General features: G+C 44.7%; 24 protein-coding genes and 1 riboswitch. Of the genes, 22 read left to right on the top strand and 2 right to left on the bottom strand.

Going from position 1 to position 26,636, the window contains the following annotated elements; translation table 11 throughout:
• Window positions 1-55: 55 nt before the first annotated feature.
• On the bottom strand, window positions 56-919 hold the full coding sequence (locus FO446_RS26425; protein WP_237901095.1) for a tyrosine-type recombinase/integrase: 864 nt from the start codon (window positions 917-919) through the stop codon (window positions 56-58).
• 333 nt (window positions 920-1,252) lie between these two features.
• On the bottom strand, window positions 1,253-3,061 hold the full coding sequence (locus FO446_RS26420) for a copper resistance protein CopC (protein WP_237899517.1): 1,809 nt from the start codon (window positions 3,059-3,061) through the stop codon (window positions 1,253-1,255).
• Window positions 3,062-4,206: 1,145 nt separating this feature from the next.
• On the opposite strand from FO446_RS26420, the gene FO446_RS26415 reads away from it, so the two are divergent.
• The 22 genes from FO446_RS26415 (at window position 4,207) to FO446_RS26310 (ending at window position 26,628) form a co-directional block, all read left to right on the top strand.
• Window positions 4,207-5,154, top strand: a complete 948-nt coding sequence (locus FO446_RS26415) for an accessory Sec system S-layer assembly protein (protein ID WP_173612172.1) — start codon at window positions 4,207-4,209, stop codon at window positions 5,152-5,154.
• 90 nt (window positions 5,155-5,244) lie between these two features.
• The gene (locus FO446_RS26410) at window positions 5,245-6,192 is read left to right on the top strand and encodes an SLAP domain-containing protein (protein ID WP_221867373.1); all 948 of its coding nucleotides are present in this window, start codon (window positions 5,245-5,247) and stop codon (window positions 6,190-6,192) included.
• A 41-nt stretch (window positions 6,193-6,233) separates the two neighbouring features.
• A complete protein-coding gene (locus tag FO446_RS26405) occupies window positions 6,234-7,229 on the top strand; it encodes an SLAP domain-containing protein (protein ID WP_173612174.1) in 996 nt (331 codons plus the stop codon).
• Window positions 7,230-7,408: 179 nt separating this feature from the next.
• On the top strand, window positions 7,409-9,985 hold the full coding sequence (locus FO446_RS26400; RefSeq protein WP_173612175.1) for a S8 family peptidase: 2,577 nt from the start codon (window positions 7,409-7,411) through the stop codon (window positions 9,983-9,985).
• 61 nt (window positions 9,986-10,046) lie between these two features.
• Window positions 10,047-10,148: riboswitch (SAM riboswitch) on the top strand.
• Between the two features lie 133 nt (window positions 10,149-10,281).
• Complete coding sequence (gene metK / locus FO446_RS26395) at window positions 10,282-11,487, top strand: methionine adenosyltransferase (protein ID WP_015893578.1); 1,206 nt, start codon at window positions 10,282-10,284, stop codon at window positions 11,485-11,487.
• A gap of 151 nt (window positions 11,488-11,638) precedes the next feature.
• A complete protein-coding gene (locus FO446_RS26390) occupies window positions 11,639-12,655 on the top strand; it encodes a polysaccharide deacetylase family protein (protein ID WP_173612176.1) in 1,017 nt (338 codons plus the stop codon).
• The gene (locus FO446_RS26385; RefSeq protein ID WP_047069765.1) at window positions 12,652-13,794 is read left to right on the top strand and encodes a sensor histidine kinase; all 1,143 of its coding nucleotides are present in this window, start codon (window positions 12,652-12,654) and stop codon (window positions 13,792-13,794) included. Before FO446_RS26390 ends, FO446_RS26385 begins: the two co-directional genes overlap by 4 nt.
• Window positions 13,795-13,827: 33 nt before the next feature.
• Window positions 13,828-14,535: a response regulator gene (locus FO446_RS26380; protein WP_015893575.1), complete on the top strand. Its 708-nt coding sequence runs from the start codon at window positions 13,828-13,830 to the stop codon at window positions 14,533-14,535.
• Between the two features lie 70 nt (window positions 14,536-14,605).
• Window positions 14,606-14,971 (top strand): glycosyltransferase family A protein, encoded by a 366-nt coding sequence (locus tag FO446_RS26375; protein ID WP_173612244.1) that lies wholly within the window; start codon window positions 14,606-14,608, stop codon window positions 14,969-14,971.
• Between the two features lie 147 nt (window positions 14,972-15,118).
• A complete protein-coding gene (locus FO446_RS26370; RefSeq protein ID WP_237899516.1) occupies window positions 15,119-17,107 on the top strand; it encodes an ATP-dependent helicase ComFA in 1,989 nt (662 codons plus the stop codon).
• A complete protein-coding gene (locus tag FO446_RS26365; RefSeq protein ID WP_237899514.1) occupies window positions 17,104-17,883 on the top strand; it encodes a ComF family protein in 780 nt (259 codons plus the stop codon). Before FO446_RS26370 ends, FO446_RS26365 begins: the two co-directional genes overlap by 4 nt.
• An 87-nt stretch (window positions 17,884-17,970) precedes the next feature.
• Window positions 17,971-18,399: a TIGR03826 family flagellar region protein gene (locus FO446_RS26360; RefSeq protein ID WP_221867377.1), complete on the top strand. Its 429-nt coding sequence runs from the start codon at window positions 17,971-17,973 to the stop codon at window positions 18,397-18,399.
• 110 nt (window positions 18,400-18,509) lie between these two features.
• Window positions 18,510-18,785, top strand: a complete 276-nt coding sequence (flgM, locus tag FO446_RS26355) for a flagellar biosynthesis anti-sigma factor FlgM (RefSeq protein WP_237899512.1) — start codon at window positions 18,510-18,512, stop codon at window positions 18,783-18,785.
• Window positions 18,786-18,856: 71 nt separating this feature from the next.
• Window positions 18,857-19,348: a flagellar protein FlgN gene (locus tag FO446_RS26350; RefSeq protein ID WP_142065939.1), complete on the top strand. Its 492-nt coding sequence runs from the start codon at window positions 18,857-18,859 to the stop codon at window positions 19,346-19,348.
• A gap of 12 nt (window positions 19,349-19,360) precedes the next feature.
• Entirely contained in the window at window positions 19,361-20,848 is a 1,488-nt protein-coding gene (gene flgK, locus FO446_RS26345; protein ID WP_173612181.1) for a flagellar hook-associated protein FlgK, read from the top strand.
• Window positions 20,849-20,865: 17 nt separating this feature from the next.
• Window positions 20,866-21,768, top strand: a complete 903-nt coding sequence (gene flgL / locus FO446_RS26340) for a flagellar hook-associated protein FlgL (protein ID WP_221867378.1) — start codon at window positions 20,866-20,868, stop codon at window positions 21,766-21,768.
• 19 nt (window positions 21,769-21,787) lie between these two features.
• Complete coding sequence (locus tag FO446_RS26335; protein WP_173612183.1) at window positions 21,788-22,366, top strand: DUF6470 family protein; 579 nt, start codon at window positions 21,788-21,790, stop codon at window positions 22,364-22,366.
• Between the two features lie 13 nt (window positions 22,367-22,379).
• Window positions 22,380-22,796 carry a flagellar assembly protein FliW gene (gene fliW, locus FO446_RS26330; protein ID WP_173612184.1) on the top strand — a complete coding sequence of 139 codons (417 nt, stop codon included), beginning with the start codon at window positions 22,380-22,382 and terminating at the stop codon, window positions 22,794-22,796.
• A gap of 11 nt (window positions 22,797-22,807) precedes the next feature.
• The gene (gene csrA, locus FO446_RS26325) at window positions 22,808-23,056 is read left to right on the top strand and encodes a carbon storage regulator CsrA (protein WP_173612185.1); all 249 of its coding nucleotides are present in this window, start codon (window positions 22,808-22,810) and stop codon (window positions 23,054-23,056) included.
• Window positions 23,057-23,231: 175 nt separating this feature from the next.
• Complete coding sequence (locus tag FO446_RS26320; RefSeq protein ID WP_173612186.1) at window positions 23,232-24,056, top strand: flagellin N-terminal helical domain-containing protein; 825 nt, start codon at window positions 23,232-23,234, stop codon at window positions 24,054-24,056.
• 129 nt (window positions 24,057-24,185) lie between these two features.
• Window positions 24,186-24,770 (top strand): DUF8042 domain-containing protein, encoded by a 585-nt coding sequence (locus tag FO446_RS26315; RefSeq protein WP_237899509.1) that lies wholly within the window; start codon window positions 24,186-24,188, stop codon window positions 24,768-24,770.
• On the top strand, window positions 24,757-26,628 hold the full coding sequence (locus FO446_RS26310; RefSeq protein WP_237899507.1) for a motility associated factor glycosyltransferase family protein: 1,872 nt from the start codon (window positions 24,757-24,759) through the stop codon (window positions 26,626-26,628). The genes FO446_RS26315 and FO446_RS26310 overlap by 14 nt, the downstream gene beginning before the upstream one ends.
• Window positions 26,629-26,636: the final 8 nt, after the last annotated feature.

Raw genomic sequence — 26,636 nt, 5'->3', positions numbered from 1 at the left:
CTCTACACTCCTATTTATCTCTCTTTTAAAGTGTTTGGATATTTTATACACTCACCTACAAATGGCTGATAGCATCTCGCAGCTGATCTAAATTGGTGTGTGTATAAACACTGGTTACGTTCAAAGATGAATGTCCTAGAAGTTTTTGTATTTGAACCAGATTAACATCCTTTTTGACTAGTTGACTTGCAAAGCTGTGGCGGAGGATATGCGCCGTCACTTTCTTGCTCCATCCTAATCGTTTGACTGCTTCTGTAATTTCGCGATTAACGTAGACCGGAGAAAGTTTACCCGTTTTTTTTGTACAAAAAAAACGATTGGAATCAGAATCAGGTCGATGATGAAGTACATATTCTTTCAACACCGGTAGTAAACGAGTGGAGATGGGAATAAACCGATCCTTGTTTCCCTTACCCGCCACCACATGAATTACTTGTTGATCCCATTTCACTTCATCGACTTTCAGGTTGAGACACTCTGAAATTCGCATACCAGTCATGTATAAAACCATGACGACGAGTCTAATGAGTGGGTGATCAATTTCATTAACCAACTCGTCTACCTCTGCTTCTTCCAAATATGTTCTTTCTTTTTGCTGTACCTTTATTTTCTCAACGGACAATGCAATATTCCGGGGGACCCATTCTTTTTTCTGAGCATAAGCAAAGAATGAACGGAAAGTATGAAGGTTTCGTTGTCTGCTAGCAGGTGCATAGGCACGTTCTGTCTTAAGATATAGAAGAAAATCTTCAATATCCGTTACCAATACTTCGTCGATGTATGGTTCGCAGTTGTATTTGCTTTCCAGGAAACGGGTGAAGTATGACAAATCCTTTTTATACCCCGTAATCGTTTGTTCACTCCGGCCAATTGAAGACAGGTATTGCAAGAAAATATCTATCGCTTGAGTTAAGACCATTTGTCTCAAAACACCACCATAAATGCCAGTGTACTCAAGTAAAAAGAGTACCTGTAAGGTAAGGGCAATACTTTAAGTATAACCGTTTTTTGGATATTTAAATACAATAAAACAAAGTGTTTTGTCATTGAAAATATTATAACTTTTCAGCTACATTCAATCGAAAATGAAAGGGGCTAGCGCATGACTACGTTAGTCCCCTTCCAGCATTTGCAACGGATTACAAATATTTTTATAACGGTTCAAAAAAAGACCCCGTACACATTTCTGCGTATGGGGTGCTTTTTCAACTTCCCTTGCTCTTTTGATAGAGCTTATGAAGTAATATTTCTATTACTGAGTAACAACGATGTTAGCTGGAACGGACAAAACGTTTCCTGCAGCATCTTTTACATCGATCGAAGTCAATGCTTTCAGAGAGATACCTTTTTTGATTTTGTCTGCATCAACTTCTGCAATTGTTACTTTAGCAGTATTTGTTGCAGTTGCATCAACAGCAGCATCTACATTCTCAGCTGTAGCTTGAGATTTACCTTCAATCAATACTTCGAAATCAACTTCTGTTCCACCCACAACAGCTTCAGAGAATGTCAAAGTGATTTCTTTTGTTCCAGTCAACTTAGCAGAAGTTACAACTGGAGCAACGTTCTCTTTCAGTTCGACTGTGTTAATGTGGAATGGCTCCATCACTTTAGTAGAACCAAGAGCTTTTACATCAGAGATGTTGATGTTGCGAGTACCAGTGAATTCGTTAGAACCATCTTTCAGGTTCAGAACAGCAACTTGAGTAGTTGCTCCATTTGCAGTTACTGCTGGCAGCAATGTTACAGATTCAACAACAGCGCCGTCAATTTTGTAGTTAGCTGCATTCGTAGCAGAAGCTCCGTCTACTGCTTGGTCAAAAGTAACTTTTACTTTGTTGTTATCAGTACCTTGCTCAACAGCAGTTACTTTCACAACTGCATCACTAGCTGGCACACCATCTTTACCACGGGTAAATGTCGCTTTAGCATCTTCTACAGCTACATCTGCAGCGCTAGTTACACCAGTGAACTTCAGGTCGAGGTTGTATGTAGCACCCTCAACATCAGTAGCTACGTCACCCAAGAGAGCATCGAGGTTTACGCGAACTACTTTCTTGTTAGTTGCATCTTGTTTAACATCTGTTTCAGTTGCAGTGATTGTGTTCGTGATATGGTCTTTTACGAAAGTACCAGTACCATTTACTTTACCAGTAGCAACTTTAACATCTTTATCAAATGTCAGTTCAAGATATTGCTTGCTATCAGTAGCATCTACCACTACATTAGAAGAAGCAACTTTTGGAGCTGCTGCATCTTTTGTGAACACTACAACTTTGCTAGTGTCTGCACCAACTTCACCGCTGAGGTCATTGAAGCCTTTTACAGTGATTGTTTTAGCACCATCAAGTACAGCTGGAGCAGTTACAGTGTAGAGAGTAGAATCGGTCGCATTCTTTACAACTTTATCAGCTGCAACATCAACTCCATCGATGGAGATTGTTGGGTTTGCAGAAAGTTGCTCAGAGAACTTAACAGTGAAAGTATCTGCACCTGTTTGTGCGATAGCAGAAACTGTTGGAGCTACTCCGTCCAAAGCACCTTTAACCATAGTTACAGTTGCAGGGTTTGGAGTAAGCAGGTTGCTCGCAGTATCTTGCGCACCAATTACTGTTGCAATAACTGTTTTGCCAGCTGCGATATTAGAAGTCAAAGTGAAAGTCACTTTGTCAGTTGTAGTGGTAAAGTTATGAGTAACATGACCATCTGCAACTGGAGTACCGTCAGCATATTTGTATGTTACAGTACCGATTTGTTTAATTGGTTCAGAGAATGTAACAGTGAAAGTGCTAGCGGAATCTTTTACAGTGGAAACGATAGCTGGAGCAGTAGTGTCAGCAGCGAATGTTACAACTTCATCGTATTTAGCGAAAGCAGAGCCATCTTTAGCTTTGATGCCATCGATAACTACGTTGTAACGCTTAGAAACTGCATTTGCTGTAGTCACAGTCAAAGTTTTGCCGTCTTCGCTCAGTTTACCGGACAGAGCACCAGCGTCAACGCTATCAATTGTTTTCATTGCTACAACATTAGCAAGGAAAGCACCGTTTGCATCAAACAAAGATGTTCCATCAACTTCTTTGTTGAATTTAACTTCAACAGTTGTACCGTTAATAGCACTAACCCTTACAATAATTTCTAATTGTTCACCAATTCCAGCAAATCACGTCCTACCAGTATTTTCATAGTGTCCATGTTACCCATCATTTGTAGAAAAAAGGAATATAGATGTAGCTGATTGCTAAGTAATGGAAATCCCCACAATATGGAAGTGTAGTTTTGCCTTTGGAAGTTGATGGTTTGAAAAAATAGCAAAATAAAACTGGTAAAATTAAATAGGACCACTCTATTAACGAATAGTCCTCTAACCTAGTAGTAAAAGCTCATCCTTAGGCAGGATAGGCTTTTTGTTTTTGGTGGTACGAATAATACATGTACAAAAATGTTTAAAGTTTCCATAATCAACAACGACGTTATCACTTATGCAGTCATGGAGGAGGTAAACGAAATGATTGAAAAGGACAAATCATCCTTATAATAGAAGGAACTGAAAAAATCCATTTGTCCAAGTCAAGGTACATCAGATTGAAGGTATAGGTGGGGGCAATAACCATCCAAGAATTGCAGGCGGAAGAGTTAGGAAGAATAGAACTCGGAAATTAGCATATAAGAAAGAGCCTGTCGCTTCGTATAGGCTCTTTCCTGTAATCCACATAAAAAAAACCAACTGCACAAGACAGTTGGCCAAAAAGAAATTCCCCAAGTTATTTGTTTAGACCCTTACATTTTATCAATAATAAACAACGTTGTAAACTTTAACTCATTATGGAAATGTTATACACAAAATCTCTGACATCTCGATAGCATAAAAATTTTTTCTTCATTAGATATGCAACGAAGACACGGTGAGCGCTCAAAGGTGTTGGCACGGTATAGACGGACTAAGAAACGGTCCTTGAGGCTGCGAGCAAACCAGGCTCTCCGTTTTTGTCCCACCGCCCATCCTTCCATTCCTTGACATCCCCTGCTGCGTACGGGTATCCTAACATAACTAACAGTACGAATAGGGCAATGAAAAGGTTGCAAAAGCCGTTTGTTTTCTGCTTGGAATGCCAAGTTTTCTATGTTGCAAAAGGATGTCACTATGCTATAGTGGATGACGAATGTAACTATATATAGATGTAGAGAAAAGTTGGGAGCGACGATATGTTATCCTTCTTGAAAAATTTAATGGGGAATAAACCAACAACCAACGAGGTAAGAGAGCAGGTGCAGGAGGAATCAATCCTTTCCGCTGCTGATACCGAACAGTCACATCAGAAAGAACAACAGGTACAGGTTGAATCAACTGGCGTCACAACAACACTCTCTCTGCATGAATCTTGGGAGAGTCAGCTGAGTGCGCAAGAGAAATACTCGCTCTCCTTTATGGCTCAGGAACTGGAACCGTTGCAGCCAGGAAATATCTCCTTGGCAGGGACTTCACTCGTTCCGCATGATGACGGGATTGAAGTGGTAGCCTTCGTCCGGAACAGCACGGATCGTCCAATCAGCTTAAATGAGATGACACTGGTGGTACTGTTTGGGGATCAGGAGTTGTTTACTCGCCAATCCTTTGATTTGAGTGAGCTCGGAGAAATTCCGCCGCGTTCCGCAAGACCGTGGTCGTTTGTATTTGCCAGAGAGCACTTTTTACAAGTTGAAGTTCTTCTCGTGAATTGGAAGATTGCCTTTGAAATGGCGCAGAAGAAGATGGTCCTTCCACAGCAGCTGGAGTTGGAGGAATCCTGGATTAAGGCGCTGACTGATGAACAAAAAACGTCCTTAATTGAATTGGCGAAGAACCTCCCCGCTCTAAAAGAGGGAGAAGTAAATATACAGAGTGTGCAGATTCGTAGAACCGAAAGTGGTGCTCTGAATGCGATGCTTTTGATTCGCAATGGCTCTACACAGTCGCTGTCCTTCGAAACGTTGCCGCTGGCGCTGTATGATGCAAGCGGAGATAAAGTGGCAGAGGGTCTGTTTGAACTAGGAAGCCTGACTGTAAATGCCAATACGAGCAAGCCATGGCTGTTTATTTTCCCGCCTGAGAGCATTCAAAAGGAAGAGCTTGACTTGTCCCGTTGGAAAGTGAGCGTTCCCCAAGGAGCCTAATGCAAGAGAGCAAATTTGCATGGGTCAGTCAAAAAAGTTTATCATGATGAGAGAGCTTCGTTCGTGTTCGGACGTGTGAGGAGGTAGTCTATGTTTTCCTTTATGAAGAATTTATTAGGTAAGGATCAACAGGATCTGAAAAAAGATATTCAAGAAGAGTCTGCCATCGATGTTGCTGAATTGAAAAACACCGAGGTCGAAATGGAGAGCAACGAGCAACAGGAAGAGTCTGTAGGTGGGGTAGAAAAAATCCGTACGGAATTGTCTCTGAGCCCGATTTGGGAGAGCGAGCTGGATTCCGAGAAAAAGTATACGCTTCGCTTTTTGCAAGAAGAATTGCCTGAGATGCGTAAAGGCATGATTAGCGTAACGGGATTCAGTATGATTCCCCAGCCAAACGGCATGACGGTAGCGATGTTCTTCCGTAACTCCACGAATAAGCCAGTGCGGATTAAAAACGTTGGGTTAGCGATTTATCTTGATGATAAGGCGTTTGCAAGGATCAAGGTGGATTTGTCTGATATGGGCGCAATTCCGCCTCATACCAGCCGTCCGTGGGAAGTATTGTTCCCGGAAGAAAGCTATCTGCATGAAAACTTCACCTTTAAACGCTGGAAAGTGGTTATGAAGGCGGGGAGAAATTCGCATGTATGGCCTCGTAATCTGGAGCTCGATCCCGAAATGGAAAAGCGCATGACCGATCGCCAAAAGGATCGTCTGGAAGCGTTGACGCAGTCTTTGCCAGTGATTCCGATTAATACGGTACAGGTTACTGGTTTTGACATCGGTATGACAAAGGAAGGACATTTGGTAGCAGCGATGCTCTTCCGCAATGGGATGGCTCACGAATACCGTCCAGATGAAATCAAGCTGACAATTGCTGATGCAAATGGTGATCTGGTAGCAACAGGTGTACTGGACGCAAGCAGCATTAATGTGAAGCCGGGCCACAGCCGTCCGTGGATGATTGTATTCCCGCCAAATTTAGTGAAAAAGCCTGATGCCGACCTGAAAAGATGGACGCTTGAGGTAGAATAGAGCGCAATACTTTTGAGGTGTGGGAAAGAGGAGGTTGACTTATGAGTTGGTTATTGGAAAATTGGTTTGGTTCCAAGGAGAGCCTGGAACAAGTACGCGAAGATATTCATGAGAATCTTCATAGAGAGTTTTACTTGGGTGTATCTGGATTGGAGAATCCGCAACAATCTGCGAACCGTGTGGAATCCAAGGAATTGTTTTTGGTGCTGAACGGTCCGTGGGATGATCAATTGGACGAAGCGGAGCATGAGCTCTTGCAATACGCGCATGATGAAATGCCCCCGGTTGTTCGTAACGAATTAGGTATCATTCCTTTCTTCACACAGGTTACCAATGATGGTTACTTGGTTCTTACCTACGTTCGCAATGCGACTGACCGCAGCATTTTGCTGCAAAAGCTTCCGTTGTCTTTGGTGACGGAGGATGGAGAGGAAGTCGCGAGAAAGACTTTTGATCTGATTACATCTGGTCCAGTGATGGAAATGTCCAGCCGTCCGATGGAATTCATGTTCCGCTGGGATGAGTTCGACCGTATTCCTGAAAAAGAGGTCCCTCTAAAGCTGACCTATATCAAGCCGAAAAAGCACGAAGTAGAAGAGAACCAAAACTTTAATTTGGGTCTGAGTGCAGATGAGTCCAAGCAATACATGCAGCAGGCAGCAGAGAAGGCTCCGATTGTAGAGGGCGAAGTAGATTTGCAAGTTCTCGACATCAAGCCAGGTGAAGATAACGGCCTGAAAGTCATCGTTGCTTTCCGCAACGGCCTGGCAAAACGTCTGGAGTTTACCGAAGTGCCGATTATCGTTCATGATAAGGATGGCGATACCGTTGCACGTGTACACTTCACCTTGGAAAACATGAAGGTAGAAGCAAATAGCCATCGTGTATGGGCATTTGATATTCCGTTCTCCTCCATTAAAAAGGAAGAGGTAAATCTGGCGGAACTGACTGCTTTTATTCCAAAAGCTCAGCAAAGAAAAAAAGAAAAAGCTCAGGTAGCACCTGAAGTGGAAGACAATAAAGGTTTGTTACAGTAAGGAGAAAACCCTTTTTGCCCATGGTGAAAAGGGTTTTGTACTGTTATAACGTTCCAAATATTGGCTAATCAGGGTTGCGTGTCTCCCTTTTCATCCGCTATGCTAGGACGAGAAGATAAATACCTGAATTCCTTTTAGACTGCTGATTTTGCAGGGGAGAGAAGGAAGGACTGTTTTACATGAAAAAATCAGTGAACATGACAGTAGCGACTGCGATAAGTGTCGCGCTAATGATGGCAAACCACCAAACAATTTATGCTGCAGCACCACCAGCATCGAATGACTACTATTTGAGTAACCAGCTTCACTTGAATCAGATTAGAGCTCAGCAAGCCTGGTCAGTCGTAAATAGTAATGAACAGATTATCATCGCGGTGCTCGACTCTGGTGCAGATTATAAGCATCCTGATTTGAAGGACAACCTTCTGCCGGGTGTGAATCTGGTCAATCCCGGGAGATCTGCCCAGGACGATAACGGACATGGAACAGAAGTAACGGGTGTACTGGCTGCCAGTGGGAATAACAGCATTGGTGTATCCGGTGTCTTGTGGAATGCGAAGATTTTGCCGATTAAAGTTTTGGCCAAAAATGGAGATACTACGGTACAGACTCTTGCTAAGGGTATCAATACTGCCTTGGATCGTGGCGCCAAAGTCATTGTGATGTCTCTTAGCAGTATGTCCTACTCCAAGGAGCTGGCGAATGCTGTGCAACGAGCGGAAAGAAGCGGAGCTGTTCTGATTGCAGCTAGTGGCAATGAGAGTAGCCGAGTGGCTTTTCCGGCAGCCTATCCAACGGTGATAGCGGTAGGGGCTGTGAGGAGTAACAATGAAGTGCTGTATCAAAGCAATACGGGACCTGAGCTTAACCTGGTAGCGCCTGGTTTCAATGTTTATACGACCAAGCTAGGGGGGAAATACGGTTCTTTTAGCGGGACTTCAGCAGCGGCACCACAAGTTGCGGGGGCAGCGGCGCTCATACTAGCTCGTCATCCCAAACTAAGTCCATTTGATGTAAGACAATTGCTTTATCAAACGGCTACCGACTTAGGGGAAAAGGGATGGGACCGGAAAACGGGCTACGGGTTGTTAAACGTCGACAAGGCAGTTCGAACGCCTTTATCCTATGACTTTTTAGAGCCGAATAATCAGACGTACTCAGCTAAGGCGTTCCCGATCGAATCTCAGATACGTGGAAATTTGGGACCAAAAGACACGATAGACTGGCTGAAGATGGACATCCCTTACGATGGGAAGGTCAGCTTCACAGCGTCAGTGACTTCCGGTATTTCTTCAGCGATGGCAGCTACTTTTTACCCAGAGAATCGTCCGCCGATTACGCAGTACTTCGGGAATGGGGATACGATAACGGTTCCGGTTAAAGCGGGAAAAATGAATATCCGGTTAATGCGTAACGGAGGGGTCAACAACGCTTTTACTTACGTATTGACGAGTAAGTTTACCATCAATCCGGACCGTAACGAACCGAACGATACGCAAGAGACGGCAAGGCCGCTCGTAGGCAACCAAATCAGTGTAACAGGCAATTTTCACGATGAAGGGGATCAGGATTGGTTCTCCTACTATGTTCGTGAATACGGGCATTTGGATGTCTCCGTTAGTCCTGATAACAAGCGTGTCGATCTATTGCTGAGTATCGGTAAACAAGAGGTCGGAAAAAAGATGGTTGTCTGGGACCCTAACTACGATAATGGAACAAAGGACAATCCGACAGAGCGCGTTCAAAAAGAAGTGTCACCAGGCAAGTATTACATCCGTGTGAGTGAGTACAATCGCAATGCGGTGAATGGCGAATATCAGCTGGATCTGGGATACACGCCAGTAAAAAAAGATTTTAATGAGCCGAATGACACCTACCAAAAAGCGTCTCCGCTAAGCGGGGGGACAGTGATGTCAGGGACGATACCGACAGCTACTGATTCCGACTGGTTCCAATTTACTGTGAATAGTGAATCGTATGTGACGTTCCGAGCGCCATACATTCCTGTCGATAGCGGCTTTCGTTTCGCGCTCTACAGCGATCGAAACATGAACTATGCGATTGCTTCGACGAATGAGGTAGCGGAGCTGTCTAACCGAGGAAACGATATTATCGGTTTGCGTCTGCAGCCAGGAAAATATTATGTGCGCCTTAATAGCGGTACTTCGTTCAAATATGAATCGTACCGACTCACGGTGACGCAGCAAAAATTGATAGCCGGCTATCGCGATATTTCGGACCACTGGGCGCGCTCAGAGATCGTCAGACTCAGCTCACGCGATATTGTAAATGGATTTAATGATGCGTCGTTCAAGCCGAATCAGGCAGTGACCCGTGCAGAGTTTGCGACCATGCTGCTTAAATCGATGCGTGCGACCGGTTCCAAGGTAGCGACTACCTATACAGGAAAAACGACCTTCCGGGATATGCCAAAGCGGCACTGGGCGTATCACAACCTGGGTGTAGCCTACCAATTGGGAATTTTGAAAGGGTATCCGAAGAATGAAATGAAGCCGGATCAGCCGATATCGCGTGCAGAGATGGCGGTAATGATCGCGCGAGCACGTAATGTGTTGATGTATAACCGTGGTACTTCCAATTATCAGGATGTGCCAACGAGTCACTGGGCTTCTCCTGCTATTGAGGCTTTGACATCAAGAAATTGGGTTAATGGGTACGGTTCTTCCTTTAAACCGAATGGAAGGGCAACTCGTGCCGAGGTAGTAGTGGTACTTTCCAAGGCCTATCAACTATAAGTAAAATTTTTCCTATTGACATCTCTGAAAAAAACAATTATTCTATTATCCGTAATGGATACTCTTATCCAGAGCAGGCGGAGGGACTGGCCCTATGAAGCCCGGCAACCGATCTAGAGCGGTGCTAACCAGCAGAACGGACATCTGTTCTGGCCGATAAGAGGATGAAGGAAGCAAAAAACGCTCAAACCTTTTCCTCCTAAAAAATGGAAAAGGTTTTTTATTTGCGTTTACGTAGATAAAATCCTGACTCGGCTACCACACTATTTGTATGAGGTCAAAGGAGGTATTTTCTCATGGCTTTGCAAAAAGGTCGTCGTCTGTTTACATCCGAATCTGTAACTGAAGGACATCCGGATAAAATTTGTGACCAAATTTCCGACTCCATCTTGGATGCGATCCTGTCCAAAGATCCTAACGCTCGCGTAGCTTGCGAAACTTCCGTAACTACTGGTTTGGTTCTCGTAGCAGGTGAAATCACTACAAACACTTATGTGGATATCCAAAAGCTCGTTCGTGAAACCATTCGTGAAATCGGTTATGACCGTGCGAAATTTGGTTTTGACGCTGACACTTGCGGTGTTATTACCGCAATTGGCGAGCAGTCTGCTGACATTGCACTTGGTGTAGACCAAGCATTAGAAGCGCGCGAAGGCAAAATGACTGACGCTGAGATCGAAGCTATTGGTGCTGGTGACCAAGGTTTGATGTTTGGTTTTGCTTGCAATGAAACACCTGAGCTGATGCCACTTCCTATCAGCATGTCCCACCAATTGGCTCGTCGTCTGACTGAAGTGCGTAAAAACGGAACACTTGCTTACCTCCGTCCTGACGGAAAAACACAAGTAACCGTTGAGTACGATGGCGACAAACCAGTTCGCATCGATACAATCGTTATCTCTACCCAACATGCTCCTGAAACAACTCTGGAGCAAATCAAGCAAGATCTGGTTGAACACGTAATCAAACCAGTTGTTCCAGCTGAACTGTTGGACGCTGAAACCAAATACTTCATCAACCCAACTGGCCGTTTCGTAATTGGCGGACCACAAGGGGATGCTGGCTTGACTGGCCGCAAAATCATCGTAGATACTTACGGCGGTTATGCTCGTCATGGCGGCGGTGCGTTCTCCGGTAAAGATCCAACAAAAGTTGACCGTTCCGGTGCTTACGCAGCTCGTTATGTAGCGAAAAACATTGTGGCTGCTGGCCTCGCAGACAAATGCGAAGTACAAGTTGCTTACGCAATTGGTGTAGCACAGCCAGTTTCCATCGCAGTAGATACTTTCGGTACAGGTACTATTTCCGAAGAAGCTCTGGTGAAATTGGTTCGCAAACACTTCGACCTGCGTCCTGCTGGTATCATCAAGCAACTCGACCTGCGTCGTCCTATCTACAAACAAACAGCTGCATATGGCCACTTCGGACGCAATGACCTGAATGTTCCTTGGGAGCAAACAGACAAAGCAGAAGTTCTGAAGCAAGAGGCTGCTCAACTGTAATATTGCTGAATGACATAAAAAGAGCCTGGTATTGCTACTGGGCTCTTTTTCATGTTAGGTGCAAAGTCATCCAATTATTGGGTCAATTGTTGCACAGGAATTTGTAGGACTGTGTCGAATCTCCTAGTGAGGAAGTAGAGGAGGGGTTTTTTTGCCGAACAGAAGGCTCTTCCTGATCGTGTTTCTTACTTTTTTGTTTTTTGCAGTGGCTATTGGGTTGTTAGGCGAATCTTTTCTGGAAAAAAAGAATAAACAAGAAGTGCAACCTTTTCCCCAAGTGGATACGTCTATAAGCATAAGTGAGACAAAAAATGCTGAGCCAAACGTCACACCAATTGAAGAAGCAGCGGTTCAAACGAAAAAGTGGTATAACAATCAGGTTGTGGTTTTGACGTACCATCATGTCACGGATCAATCGAATCAGCGGTATGTCATAGCTCCTGATCAATTTGCCCGACACATGAAATTTTTGCATGATAACGACCTGAATCCGATTTCGTTGGAGGAGTTCCTGCGATTTATGGAGACGGGTACCTTACCGACTGAGAATGCTGTTTTGATTACGTTTGACGATGGGTATGAGAGTTACTACAAAGAAGCATTTCCGATCTTACGTACATACGGCTACCCTTCAGTGAACTTCGCGATTGCGGGGCGCTTAAGAGATGTAGCTGACCGAAAACGGGAGAATATGACGCCACCACTTACGCGTCAACAAGTTAACGAAATGATTCATTCGGGACTGGTTACGATCGGGTCCCATACGTACAGTCTGCATGAAGAGGAAGAACGAAATGAGTGGGGCGATCTTGGCCCAGAAACAGCTCCGGTCTATCTGAAGGACTTGCATCGTTTAGAGGACGAGAAAGAGTACAGAGACCGCCTCTATGTGGATTTTAGTATATCTCGCGTCAGTTTAAGCGAATGGATGAAGCAAGAGATCGAAGTTATCTCCTTGCCGTTTGGCTTCACAAGTCCAATCGTACTGGAGACAGCTCGTCAAGCTGGCTATCGCTATGTATTTACATCCAATCGTGGATTCGTTAAACAGGGAACAGATCCGTTTGCCATTCCGCGTAATGACATGGGACTGCGAGATGTAGAAGAAGAGCACCTCCAACAGTTGTTCACGAAGGCTAAAAAAGAGTTTGAAGGAGAGCAATCATGAACAAAGCGATAGACATCAGCGTGCTGGACGGGGTGATCAAGCGAACGATTGAAACCGTAGAAACGAGTAAAACCCAAATATTTGATATAGCTGAAAACGCCAGACAGCATGGCAACTCATTGAAGTTTGATTTACATGAACTTCGACAAGAGATTTCCAAAGTAATTCAAAAAGTCGATGCGCTTGAACTGGCGTATCGCAAATCGCGCAACAAGCTCGTGCTGGTCAGTCGTAATTTTCATATGTACACGGAGGAGGATATCCGGGTTGCATATGAAGAGGCGAGCCGTATTCAGGTAGAACTGTCCATTTACCGCGAGCGGGAAAACAATTTGAAGCGCAGAAGAAATGATTTGGAGCGTCAGCTGCGTACCTTGGAAGAAACCATCGTCCGTGCGGAAAAGCTGGTTTCTCAAATGGGCGTCGTGCTTGGTTACTTGACGGGTGACTTAAGCAAGATAGGTGAGGCGCTGGAATCGGCTAAGCAGCATCAGTTGATGGGCCTAAAGGTCATCCAGGCTCAAGAAGAAGAGCGCAAGCGTGTCGCGCGCGAGATTCACGACGGTCCAGCTCAATCGATGGCGAATGTCGTGTTGCGTTCGGAAATTGTAGAGCGCATGTTGAAAAACGAGCGCATTTTGGAAGCGCAAATGGAACTTCACGAGCTGAAAGAAATGGTACGCTTGAGCTTGGCAGATGTTCGACGTATTATTTTTGATTTGCGGCCAATGGCATTAGATGACTTAGGGCTAGTACCTACCTTGCAAAAATATATTCAAACGTGCGAAGAGCGTATTCAGTCTTCCATCGATCTGGTAGTATTTGGTGTGGAGCCTCCTTTGCGCAGTTCGGTAAAGGCTGCGATCTTCCGTTTGGTTCAGGAATGCCTGAACAATGTGGAGAAGCACGCAGGCGCTACGACCGTACAAGTGAAGCTGGAATTTGTACAAGATTCGTTAAGCCTTGTCGTAAAAGACGATGGGGTAGGATTCGATCTGGAAAAACGCATGGCGAATGGCAACTCTTTTGGACTCTTGGGAATGCGTGAGCGTGTACAGCTCTTAGAGGGCAGTGTCGAGCTGCAATCTGCTCCGGGAGAGGGAACCAAGGTTATATTCCAAATACCGATAAAATTGTGACGTGATACGTAAATAAGTACTGGGGGATGAACCATGGATAAGAGACAGCAAGAACTCCGCATCGTAATTGTGGATGACCATCAATTATTTCGCGAAGGCGTAAAGCGAATATTGGAAATGGAAGAAGATTTCAAGGTCGTCGGGGAAGGTGCGGACGGAGGAGAAGCCACAGTATTGGCGGAAGAGCACAAGCCGGATGTCTTGTTGATGGATATTAACATGCCGAACATAAATGGCGTTTCTGCTGCAGAAAATGTGATTTCTGTTAGCCCTTCTACTCGTGTGATTATGCTCTCGATTCATGATGATGAGGGTTATGTGTATCGTACACTTCGCGCTGGAGCGTCTGGCTACCTGCTGAAGGAAATGGGAACGTCAGACCTCGTTGACGCTGTGCGTGTAGTGGCGAGTGGTGGTGCTTACATACATCCGAAGGTGACGGGCAAGCTGATTGAAGAATTCCGTCGTCTGAGCGAGCAGGAAGGGACCGCCGAGCGTAGCTTCTCCGTAGATGAGTCACAAGCTATCGATCCAAAAGTGATCGAGTCGCTTACCCGTCGCGAGCGGGAAGTATTGCAGCTGATGGCTGAAGGGAAAAGTAATCGTGCCATTGGGGAATTCCTGTTTATTAGTGAAAAGACAGTTAAAAATCACGTCAGCAGCATTCTGCAAAAGCTTAATGTTCAAGACCGGACACAAGCGGTTGTCATCTCCATTAAAAACGGCTGGGTGAAATTGTAGGAAGCGCTTCCTATTTGCACGCTGTTCAAGCCGTGCGGCATACCTTGGTATAGGAGGAGGTATGACCGTGATGGAAGAGCTGATTGTATGGCTTTTGGCAGCATTTGGCTGCTCCTCTTTGCTGGTAATGATCGCAGAGCGCTGGACCAATCGGACAGATAGCGTGAGCGAGCTCCCGCATGAGCATTATCGGTTGCTGGTGCGCAATTCGGAACAGGTGCTGGAACGTGTAGTGAGGAGTCTGCTGTTTCGCTCGTATTGGAGTGGCAGACCGATCCGAATTACCTTGATAGATGATGGATCTGACGATGATACGAAACGGATGACAGCCGTCTTGAATCGTTATCCGTACGGCTATTGTTTAGGAGACGTACAGGAAGAGATAGCGGCTGGAACCATTGTCATTGATCTGCGGGAGAATAAAGAGGGAGCATAAAAGTTTGCTGAGCGTAAATATTATGAGCTGTCGACAATAGATCGGCGGCTTTTTTATTTTTTACGACCTGATTTTGGCTCTGAAATTTATTTGCTGGACCAGTCTGTCTTTTTGCACACTAAGAGCAAGAAGGCGAGGAGTGAGCGTATGCGTGAGTATTTGCTGTATATCAAAGCTTGCGACGGATCCATACCACAGGTGCAGACTTATGTTACGCCAAGCTTTTCTGTAGATCGGTCTTTTTGGCAGGAGAGAGAAGGGTGTGTTTTGCATGTCATCGGGAAGACCTCGTCGCTTGCTCTTGCTTTTTCCTTGCGAGCAAAAGTGAACGGGTATTTGACGGATCAAGTCGGTAAAGGACGGGTACTGACTGATGGATATGTAAAAGAGTTGAGAGCGCTGGCAGTAAGTAGCGTGTGCGAAGCGAGCAGCTTATATGGGCGGGAAGCAGTGAACATACAGGATCGCCGAGAGCATGGGTGGTTTTCTTGGGAGTCGGTTGAGGAGAGTGTGAAGGTTTCGTATCAAGGTGACAAAGAATCGGGGAAATTGCCGGGTGCTCAGTTGGGCTATTCGAGTGGTCGCGAACTTCTACAAAGGAGCTCCGCGTACGAGAATTTACAAAAAGCTGTTTTGAGCGAGATTTTGGATGGGCGTGCGCTTCTATGGGATGAAGTTGAGTCCTTGCTGAAAAAGCGAGGGGTGGACGTGCATGATTTACCAGCCACTTTGCATTCATTCGTGCTTGCAAACAAAGCAGAGTGGCGACCTGGTATTCGTTTTACCGTCACAAGAGGATGGTGGCGCAATCGGCTAGAGTTGGTCTGTGAGCGCTGCGGAAGTGCAGGAATGAAGGTGGAGATTACTTATTGTCATACGTGTGAGCAAGGTTGTGCTTATTGCACAGCTTGTTTAGGGATGGGCAGGAGTAAGTGTTGTGCGCCGTATTTTTTAATGGATGTAGGGTCATCGCTAATCCGTAGCGCAGACCACTTGCAAAACGTGGCGAGATTGGAGTGGGTGGGACAGTATTCGGCAGATCAATCGCGGGCAGCTGACCGAGCGCGTAGCTTTGTAGCCAATCCGAGACCAGGGCTGTCTGAGTATTTGATTTGGGCGGTTTGTGGATCAGGAAAAACTGAGCTATTATTCCCTTCGATTACGGAGGCACTTGCTGCTGGCGGTCGCGTTCTGATTGCGACACCTCGAAAGGACGTCGTGTTGGAGCTGGCTCCGCGCATTAAGCGAGTCTTTCCGGGGGCTAAAGTGATTGCCGTCCATGGTTCGAGCGCGGAAAAGTGGGAAAAAAGTGACATCACGATTGCGACCACGCATCAGGTCATGCGCTATCATCGACGTTTTTTGCTGGTGGTTCTCGACGAAGCCGACGCGTTCCCTTATCATAATGATCCCATTTTGTATCGCGCGCTATCCAGAGCAGTGAAAAAGAATGGGAAGCTCCTTTACTTAAGCGCGACACCTCCGGAATATTTGCAAAAGCGGCTCGTTAGAAAAGGGCGTTCAAGCCTAGGCTCCTCTGGCGCGATACCGCTATTCTCTGATACACATGTTCTGTTGCCTGGACGCTATCATGGTGCTGCGCTTCCTGTCCCCAAGATTCTCACGGTACAAGGCTTACATAAGCGCGTTCAGACGAATCGAGCAGTGGCACCGCTAATTGACACGGTCAACAACTCCTTGAATGAAGACCGGCAAGTATTTGTTTTTGTCCCTCGAGTTGATGAAATTGACAGGATGCTATCATACCTTCAAAAGTGGCTTCCTGCTCACGCAGGGGAGATGGCAGGAGTCCACGCGGCAGACCCTTTGCGGGAGGAGAAGGTACTCGCATTTCGAGAAAAACGGTATACCGTCATGGTGACGACGACAATTCTGGAGCGGGGTGTGACCATACCGAAGAGTGACGTTGTAGTGGTAGGTGCGGAGGCACCCGTTTTTGACGAGGCGTCATTGGTTCAGATAGCAGGGCGAGTAGGACGATCCGTTGAGGATACGTCGGGTAGCGTTCTATTTTTGCAAGCAGAACGCTCTACTTCTCCAAAGCGGGCTGTCAGACAGATTTCACAGATGAACTGCTTGGCTCAAAAGCTCGCGGAACAAAGAGGCCTTTCATGACCAGTTGGATGTGTGTTCGTTGTGGTGGGCGTATCGTAGCATCCCTAAAGGAATCGGTCGCTCGAGAAAAAGCGCGACAGCTATCAGACCAGGCGGGCTATCCGATCACCTATCGTATGTTAAAAGGGATTATGTTATGTGGAGCTTGCCTTGATGCTTTGCCGTTGATTGGGCATGATATTTGCCAGCGGTGCGGGCGGGATAGGGAATTTCAGGATAATATCAGCCACGAAGGGTTGTGCAGGGATTGTGTTCATGGAGAAGATGGTCAGAGTTTGGTCGCAAATCGGAGCCTGCTTCGCTACGAAAAGGGAGAGAGGGATTTGCTCGGATTGTTTAAATACCGCGGTGATGAGCGGCTAGCTTCATACTACGGTACACTTCTCGCCATTACCGTTCAGCGTTATTACAAGTCTATGGGGTTTACCTGTATCACGACGGTTCCTCTGCATCCGCAGCGATTACGGGAACGCGGCTTTAATCAGGTTGATTTGCTGGCTCGTCATTTAGGAGCAGCAATCAAAATTCCTGTAAAACCGTTGCTGCTCCGGGCGAGGGACACCCCAAAGCTGAGTAAGCAAAAAGGGCGCGCTGCACGTCACGAAAGCATGCACGGAGCTTTTGTGTGGAATGGTCAGGATATGCCCTCTGCTGCTAAAATCCTGCTCCTTGACGATATTTATACAACTGGTTCGACGTTGCGTTCGTGCGCGAGGACAATCAGAGAACATTTGAGGCCAAGCTGCGAGATGTACTCCTTGACAATATACCGATAGCCAGTTTGGAAAAATTAAGCTATGATGTATGCATACAACGGATGCGGAACCGTATGAACTTTCTGAACGGAAAAGGGGTTGTCCGATATGTCTATGGGCAAGTTGGCAAACTGCTCGCGGTGTGATGCTGTATTTGTACAAGCAGTCCGTGACATTTGCCCCAAATGCTATAAAGAAGTGGAACAAGAATATGAGGCATGCGCCCAGTATTTGCGTAAGCGTGAAAATCGCGGATCGAATATTCATCAAGTGAGCGAAGCCACCGGCGTGAGCGTGAGGCAAATCACGAAGTTTATTAAAGAAGGGCGTATTTCGGTTGCGGGAAATCCCAATCTTGGTTATCCATGTGAGCGCTGCGGTTTTTTAATTCGAGTAGGTAATATTTGCGAATCTTGTCTAAAAGGCTTGAAGCATGAAATTACGCAACAACTCGAGGTAGAGCAACGTTTGGACGAATTCCAACGCGCCGAACTGGCTAATGCAGCTTATCGAAGAAAGCAGAATAGTGACGAATAGTTTTGTGCAAAAAAACTAATCGTACATGATGAAATTGCCGATGATACTACTAAGAGGTGTCATCGGTTTTTTCTATGAAAAGACCGTTGGTATGAGAGGATGGTAATCAGATGCGGATTAATGAACCTAACCGTGTCGGGATGATCAATGCTTACAACAAAACAGGCAACAATCAGGTAGGCAAAAGCGGCAAAATCCCGATGGGCAAGGATGAAGTAAACATTTCCACAGAAGCGCTGGAAATGCAAAAGCAAGTAGAAGATGTCAACTCTCCGCAACGTCGGGAAAAAGTGGAGCAGTTGAAGAAGCAAGTAGAGGAAGGAAAATATCACGTCTCAAGTGAGCGGATCGCTGATAAGCTCCTGTCCTTTTGGAAAAATCTGTAACACAGATCAAAAGAGGGCTTTTTGAATAGCCTCTTTGAATAGTTTCGATGGAAGATGAGGAGAAGCAAGGAATGAACAGACTCTACGATCTGCTCGACAACTTGATCCAGTTGCACAAAGCCTTGTACACCTTAGCCATGCACAAGAAAGAAGTGCTGGTAAAAGGAAATGTGGATGAACTTATAGCCATTACACGCCAGGAGCAAAAACTGATCAAGGGCGTCACAGAAGCTGAAGCAGCCCGCCAGCAAGTCGTAAAAGAACTGACAGCACAGAAGGGCTTTGCGCTGCAAGAAGGCACACTGGCTGAATTGATCAAGTTGACGACCAGTGCGGAAGAGAAGATGCGACTCACTTCCTGTCGTAATGAGCTAAGCCGGATTGTGACTGAACTGCGGGATGCTAACGACCTGAATCAGCAGTTACTGGAGCAATCCCTTTCTTTTGTTAACATGACGCTCGACCTGATCACAGATACACCCGAGGACGACTACATCTACGGAAGGCCAACCTCGGATACGTACCGTCAGGCTAATCGAACATTTTTCAATAAAAAAGCGTAAAGAGGTGTCGAAATGCGCTCAACTTTTCATGGAATTGAAGTCAGCAAACGCGGCTTGTTCGCTCAACAGTCCGCGCTAAATACAACGGGCCACAATATCTCCAATGCGAATACGGAAGGCTACAGCCGCCAGCGCGTGAATATGCAGGCTACGAATGGTTTGCCTTATGTAGGGATGCAAGCGAGTATCGAGCCAGGGTTGCTCGGGACTGGGGTTCAAGCTACTAGTATCCAGCGTCTGCGGGAAGAGTTTCTGGATATTCAGTATCGGAATGAGTACAAACGTCAAGGTTACTGGGATGGGCGTTTGGAAACGTTGGAGAAATTGGAAGGCATCATGAACGAGCCGTCTGACACTGGTTTGCAAAAGGTTATGGACCAAATGTGGCAAGCATGGCAGGACTTGGCCAAAGACCCTACTGATACATCAGCTCGCGCAGTTGTTCGAGAACGAAGCAAGGCAGTAGCGGATACATTTAATACGCTGACCAATCATATTAAGGAAGTACAAACTGATCTCAATAACGTGGTCAATGTAAAATCAATGGAGATCAACTCCTTGGGCCAACAGATTGCAAACCTGAACAATCAGATTGCAAACGTTGTACCTCACGGCTATCAGCCAAATGATCTCTACGACCAGCGTGACGTGCTTTTGGACAAGCTCTCCAAGCTGGTGGAGGTCCGTGCGACTCAATCAACAGCGGGTATGGTTAACGTGACCATTGAAGGTCGGGAATTTGTTACTGGAATTACATCGCAGCCGGTAGCTACTGTACAGAATCCAGCTACGGGCATGAGTGACATGACGCTGGGCGGAGCGGCGTTTGTGCCGACAACCGGCTACATGGCAGGAACCCTCCAATCTCGTGATCAGATCGTGCCGGGCATGCTGAAACGCTTGGATGTTTTGGCGGTGAATCTGACGAAAGAAATTAATGATCTGCATCGGGCAGGACGAAGCTTGAGTGATATTAACAATGGGACTGTACAGGATTTGCCGTTCTTTGTGGATGCGAATTCACTGGCTGCTAACCCAGCAACCAAAAATTATCCAACGAGTGCATCTGGGATTGTCATTAATCCGGAAATTATGAAGAGCTTGGATGCGATTGCGGCTGCACAAGCAGAAGCAGGAGGCACCCCTGTAGGAAATAACAAGAGCGCTCTGGCTATTGCTTCAATTAAGTTCAAGGTACTGGCTGCCGGCACTGGACCTAACGATTTGGCTGAAAGCTCTACGCTGGATAATTACTATCGGTACACGATCAGCCAATTGGGAGTTGACGCCCAGGAAGCTGAGCGTAACCAATTAAACGCTGAAATGCTCGTGGGCACTGTTGACAACCAACGTCAATCAGTATCTGGCGTATCGATCGATGACGAAATGGCAGAAATGGTGAAATACCAGCATGCATACAGTGCTTCTGCTCGTGTCATGACAAGTATGGACGAAGTTTTGGACAAAGTCATCAACGGTATGGGCCGAGTGGGCCTCTAATTGGGAGGGAATAGATTATGGCAGTACGTGTGACGCAGAACATGCTGAATAGTAATATGCTGCGGAATTTGCATAAATCGATGCGAAATATGGATAGTTTGCAAGATCAATTGTCTTCTGGAAGCAAAATTGAGAAACCTTCTGATGATCCAGTCATAGCAGCGCGTGGAATGTTTTACCGCTCTTCGTTGATGGAGAATGACCAGTATAAGCGAAATGTGGGTGAGGCACAGTCTTGGATGGAAATGACAGACAGTACCATGGATGAAGTGGGCAGCGTCATGAAGCGTATCAAGGAGCTGTTAGTGTACTCTGGGGATGGTGCCATTTCGCCTGACGACTTGAAAACAATGGGATCTGAAGTTCAGGAACTGAAAAACCATTTAGGAACTCTTGCTAACCAGCAAATAAATGGAAAGTATATCTTTGCAGGAACTGATACAAATAAACCTCCCTATGATTCAAATGCAAACGGCGGTAAAGGAGATTTTGTAAGCAATAATAGTTCTCCCATTAATTTAGAAGTGAGTCAAAATGTCTTTGTTACATCGAATGTCAATGCCCAAAACATTTTTAATTTCCCAGACAATGCAAATAATATGTTTAAATTGCTGGATAACATTATGACTGAACTGAATAACGGAAGATCCGCTTCCCAATTTATTGGGGGATTAGATCAGCAGTATGATAATCTCCTAGCCGAGCGAGCATCATTAGGTGCCAGTGTGAATCGTGTGGACTTAATTGCGGAGAGGCTCAATTCCCAAGAAGTAAGTATTACGGGATTAATGTCGAAGAATGAAGATGCTGATATGGCTGAAGTTATGACCAATCTAAAAACGCAGGAAAGTGTACATTCAGCTGCATTGGGTTCTGGGGCCCGCATTATTCAACCAACTCTGTTAGACTTTTTGAGATAGAGAGTAGGAGGATGGCGTGATGCAGATTCCACAGATACGCATGGAAAGCACTTTTGCGCAGCTTGGTCTAAATATCCGAAAACCGATACAGGAAATCAAGCAGCCTCAAGCGGAAATGAACCTTAGTCAGAAGCCTGCAGAGCTTAATATTGAACAAGGAAGGATCGAGCTACAGATCGATTCTAGTCAGGCACGCGCAAACATCGGCATCATGACCTCGATGCAGTTTAGTGACAAGAATGCAGCCTATGGGCGGGAAAAGTGGTTACAAGCGATCGCTGAGAAAAGTCAAGATGGCGACCGTATGATGAAAATTTATACAAAAGAGAATGCAATCGCGGAAATTGGCAGAGAAAAAGGCTTAAAAGTCTTAGAGGGTGGATACAGACCATCGTCAACATCTAATGATGAAGGTGTAGATATTAATTTTCAGGTACACCCGGTCTCCATCCATGTCACGCGGAATGGCATGAGCATTGATCCTGTATCAAGACCTCCAGAACTTTCCTATACACCGGGTAAGGTAGAGCCTTATATGATACAATATAATAGCCTGAAGATTAGCGTGGCAGGAAGTCAACTGGATCAAATGATGTAAGCGAGGGGAAAACATGAGTGGAAGTCAACAGGTTGAATTGGGTAGGCTCTTTTTTGAGGATGGCATCCCAGGGTTTTCTCATTTGCAGTTTTTTCAGTTGATGCAAGAAGAGGATAGTCCCTTTTTTCTAATTCAATCGACAGAAGAGAAGGATATTGGTTTTTGGGTCATTGATCCTTTTTCCTTTTTTCCAGACTACAAGTTTGAATTATCCAATGTAGCAAAAGAAGCATTACGAGTGGAAGAGGACTCGCCAATCGGAGTGTTTTCTATCGTTACAATCCGCGGAAACAATCAAGCAACAGTAAACCTAAAGGCTCCAATTGTTGTCAACCTGTCGAATCGGATGGGAAGGCAGGTCATTATACAGGAAGATATATACTCCATTCGTCAGCCGTTGTTCGAGCAACAAGCTGTCAATAGAAAGTAGGTGGTGTTTGCATGCTCGTCCTTTCTCGAAAGAAAAATGAATCGATCATGATTGGAGACACCATCGAAATTAAAATTATTTCCGTTGATGGAGATCAGATCAAACTTGGCATCGAAGCACCGCGTAATTTGGATGTGCATAGAAAAGAGATTTTTGAAGCCATTCAGGAAGAGAATCGACTTGCTACGAAGAATCAGAGTGATTGGGCTGCTGTGAAACAGCTTTTTGAAACCAGCAAGGAGAAAAAAGATGGTCAGTAGATCATCTTTTTTCTTTTTTTGCAGAAAAAAGTAGAAAAAACACTAAACACACAAATGCTCCCAACCGATAACTATAGTGTAGAGACAAAGTCACAAGCGCGCGATTGTGAATCGTCTCAAAATATTGCAACAGTCACAGGGACGTGACTGTCGACAACTCAAGGAGGAACTTTACATGATTATCCAACACAATATGTCTGCTCAAAACACTCATCGTCAACTGGGTGTAAACTCCAGCAACCTGTCCAAAAACGTTGAGAAACTGTCTTCCGGCTACCGCATCAACCGTGCTGCTGACGACGCTGCTGGTCTCTCCATCTCCGAGCGTATGCGCGCACAAGTTCGTGGTATGGAACAAGCTTCCCGCAACTCCCAAGATGGTATCTCTCTGATCCAAGTTGCTGAGGGTGCATTGCAAACAGTTAACAACATGCTCGTTCGCGTTAAAGAAATCGCTACTCAATCTGCGAACGGTACTTACCAAGATACTACTGACCGCTCCCGTCTGCAAGAAGAGTTGGATGAGTTGACTAAAGAGGTAACAAACATCATGTCCAACACCAAGTTCAACAGCATCTCTTTGCTGGATGGTAACGGTGGCAAAGACATCGATTTGCAAATTGGTCAAGAAAAAGCTCAAACTTTGACTCTTGTTACTTCCAAATTTGACCTGAAATCCGTTGAGGATATGGTTAAAAAATGGAAAATCGGTACTCAAAGCGGCGCTAAGAGCGTATTGGGTAGCATCGATACTGCGATCAACCAAGTTTCCGCAGCTCGTTCTTACCTGGGTGCGAACCAAAATCGTCTGGAAAACACAATCAACAACCTGAACATCACTGCTGAGAACCTGACTGCTGCTGAATCTCGTATTCGTGACGTAGATATGGCGAAAGAGCAAATGGCGTTCACTAAGAACAACATTCTGACTCAAGCTTCTCAAGCAATGTTGGCACAAGCAAACCAATTGCCACAAGGTGTTCTGCAATTGCTGCGTTAATCTTTTCTCCATTAAAAAAGCACGAACTTCTTTACAGAAGTCGTGCTTTTTTTTATTTCCATCTTTATCATATAATTGAACGTCTAAAAGTTTCCGATATACATAATGACTGACACTAAGGAGGCACTTATGAAAATTATTGCGAATAATCAAGAGTTTCATATACAAGATCAACAAACCAATAGCGTTACCTCTATCATATCTTTTATAAACCAAATCATTGCTGAAAGCTCAATGGTTTTCTGTGGGATGAAAGTGGATGGAGAAGAAATTTACGATCATTTTGAAGAGCTCTTATCCGAGAGGGAATCGATTCAAGTTATTGAGCTAATTTTGGTGACAAAAGAGCAACTTGCAAAAGAAACGCTTATCTCCATTCGTGAGTATGTGAGCAGAGCGTTAGCACTTCTCCCAGGGGTTGTTGAGGCGTTCTATTCTGGTAGCCCTTCTTCAGAGGAGTGGACGAAATTATCTCAAATGATCGAGGGTGTACAGTGGATACAGAACTCTTCACAATATTACGCTGACCTTGATTTTGTTGATAGCTTTGTTTTTACTCAACAGCTTGAAGACTTGAATACTGCTGTTATGCAACAAGACCATACGATGATTGCAGATATTATTCAATATGAAATCATTACAAAATATGAAGCATTGCATCAAGGAATTGGTGAACTCTCCATGCATGAGGTGGGCCAGCATGATGCAAATTGATAACCTAACGTGTTTGAAAAAGTACTACCCACAGCTATGGGACAACTTTCAGAAATATGATCGAAATGAGAATGAAAAAGTACGTGTGGAAGAAACGAAAACAGGTGGAACCACGATCGCAGTTCTAGCCAATTCCGGATGGAACTATATACATAGCAAATACAATCCGGTACAAGAAGCACAACGCTTTATTCAAACTCTCGAAGATATCGGAGATCGCCATGTCCTGTTTTATGGTGTCGGTTTCGGTTATCACATTGATGAATTTATACAATTGCATCCAACGGCTATGTTTTCCATTTATGAGCCTAATGCTGCTATTTTTTCAAAGTTAGTGGAAAGTAGATCGCTGGAGGATTGGGGTCCTTCGAAAAAGCTTGTCCATTTGATGCTAGAGGTACGGGCAGAAGATGTGAAGAGCCAATTATCGCAGTTTACGCATTTGCAAGATAAAGAAGTATATGTGGTCGTTCATCCAAGCTACGAGAGAATTTTTGCAGAGCAAACAAAAGCTTTTATTGATACATTTAGAGATGTTGTCTATGAGGCGCGTAACAGATTGTTAACAGGTCAAGTCTTTGCGAAAAGGATGGCTATCAATGGCTTGTTCAACATGCCCCATATTATGAAAACACCCAATATTTTAGATGGTCATGGAGGACATTTTAAAGACAAGCCGGCTATCATTGTGGGGGCAGGTCCATCCTTAAACGATGAGTTTGAGAACTTGCGCTACATCAAAGAAAATGGACTTGCATACATTTTTTCCGTAGGTTCAGCCATTAACCAATTGATTAATGCTGGTATTACACCGGATGCGACTTTTGCTTATGATGGTAGTGCATTGAACTCCAAGGTGTTTGAAAAAGTGATTGATAGCAAAATCGATAATGTTCCCTTAGTGTTTGGTAGTACAATGGGTTTTGAAACCGTTAATAACTATCATGGTAAAATGGCGAACTTCTTGGTTCGTGACGATTACATCATGGACATGTTTATTAAACGAAATGACGAAAATACATTCCATTACATTGATAGATTTGGAAGTATTGCGACCTTAACACTACAAGTTTTGAGCCAGATTCAATTTTCACCCATTATTTTAGTGGGGATCAACCTTGCTTTTCGTGGAAATGAAATATATGCAAAAGGTATCAATTATACGGAAACTGAGTTGACTGATTGGAGAAAAGAGCAGGCTATCGTTGTAAAGGATGTTGAAGGGAAAGACACATACACCAGTAAGCTCTTCTTGTCTATGAAAGATGAGATGGAGCAGTTGATCGAACGTGTCTCACATCCAGATATCATCAATTCCACAAAAGAAGGGGCTCATATTGAAGGAACAGTCTTCTTACCCTTGGAAACCGTCATTCGTGAAAGACTCAGTACAACGGGGATTGTTCAACAAGATTGGCTAGATTTAATTAAAGATACGTTTTCTTACGACTTGGAACATTTCAAGATGACTGTGAAAACAATGACAAAAGAAAGTACGGAACTAGATGTTGTTTTCAAGCGCTTTGAAGAGTTGTTTGATGAGATGGAGCATTACATCTCTAGTCAAAATTCCCGACAGCTTGATCTGTGTTTTAACAAATTTGATAAGCTTTTTGATCGCTTGCAAAGAAATAAGTACTACCTAAGAATAATTCAATCCATGAATTATATTGAGTTTAATTTGATACTTAAAATGTTTGATGAGGTACGATCCTCTTCAGATATCGTGATGAAAGCACGCAGAGTTATCGATCAGTTTAAAAACTATTTGTTTGCCACTAAAAATGACAGTATCGCAATTAAAAGATTACTAGAAGATATGTACGAGAAAGTGATTGAGGAAGGCAGTGCAACTTGATACGGAGA

Source organism: Brevibacillus brevis, assembly GCF_022026395.1.
In the GTDB taxonomy this organism is placed as follows: Bacteria; Bacillota; Bacilli; order Brevibacillales; family Brevibacillaceae; genus Brevibacillus.
Note: the sequence above shows the minus strand (reverse complement) of the source record. Positions and strands in the feature narration are given on the sequence as shown.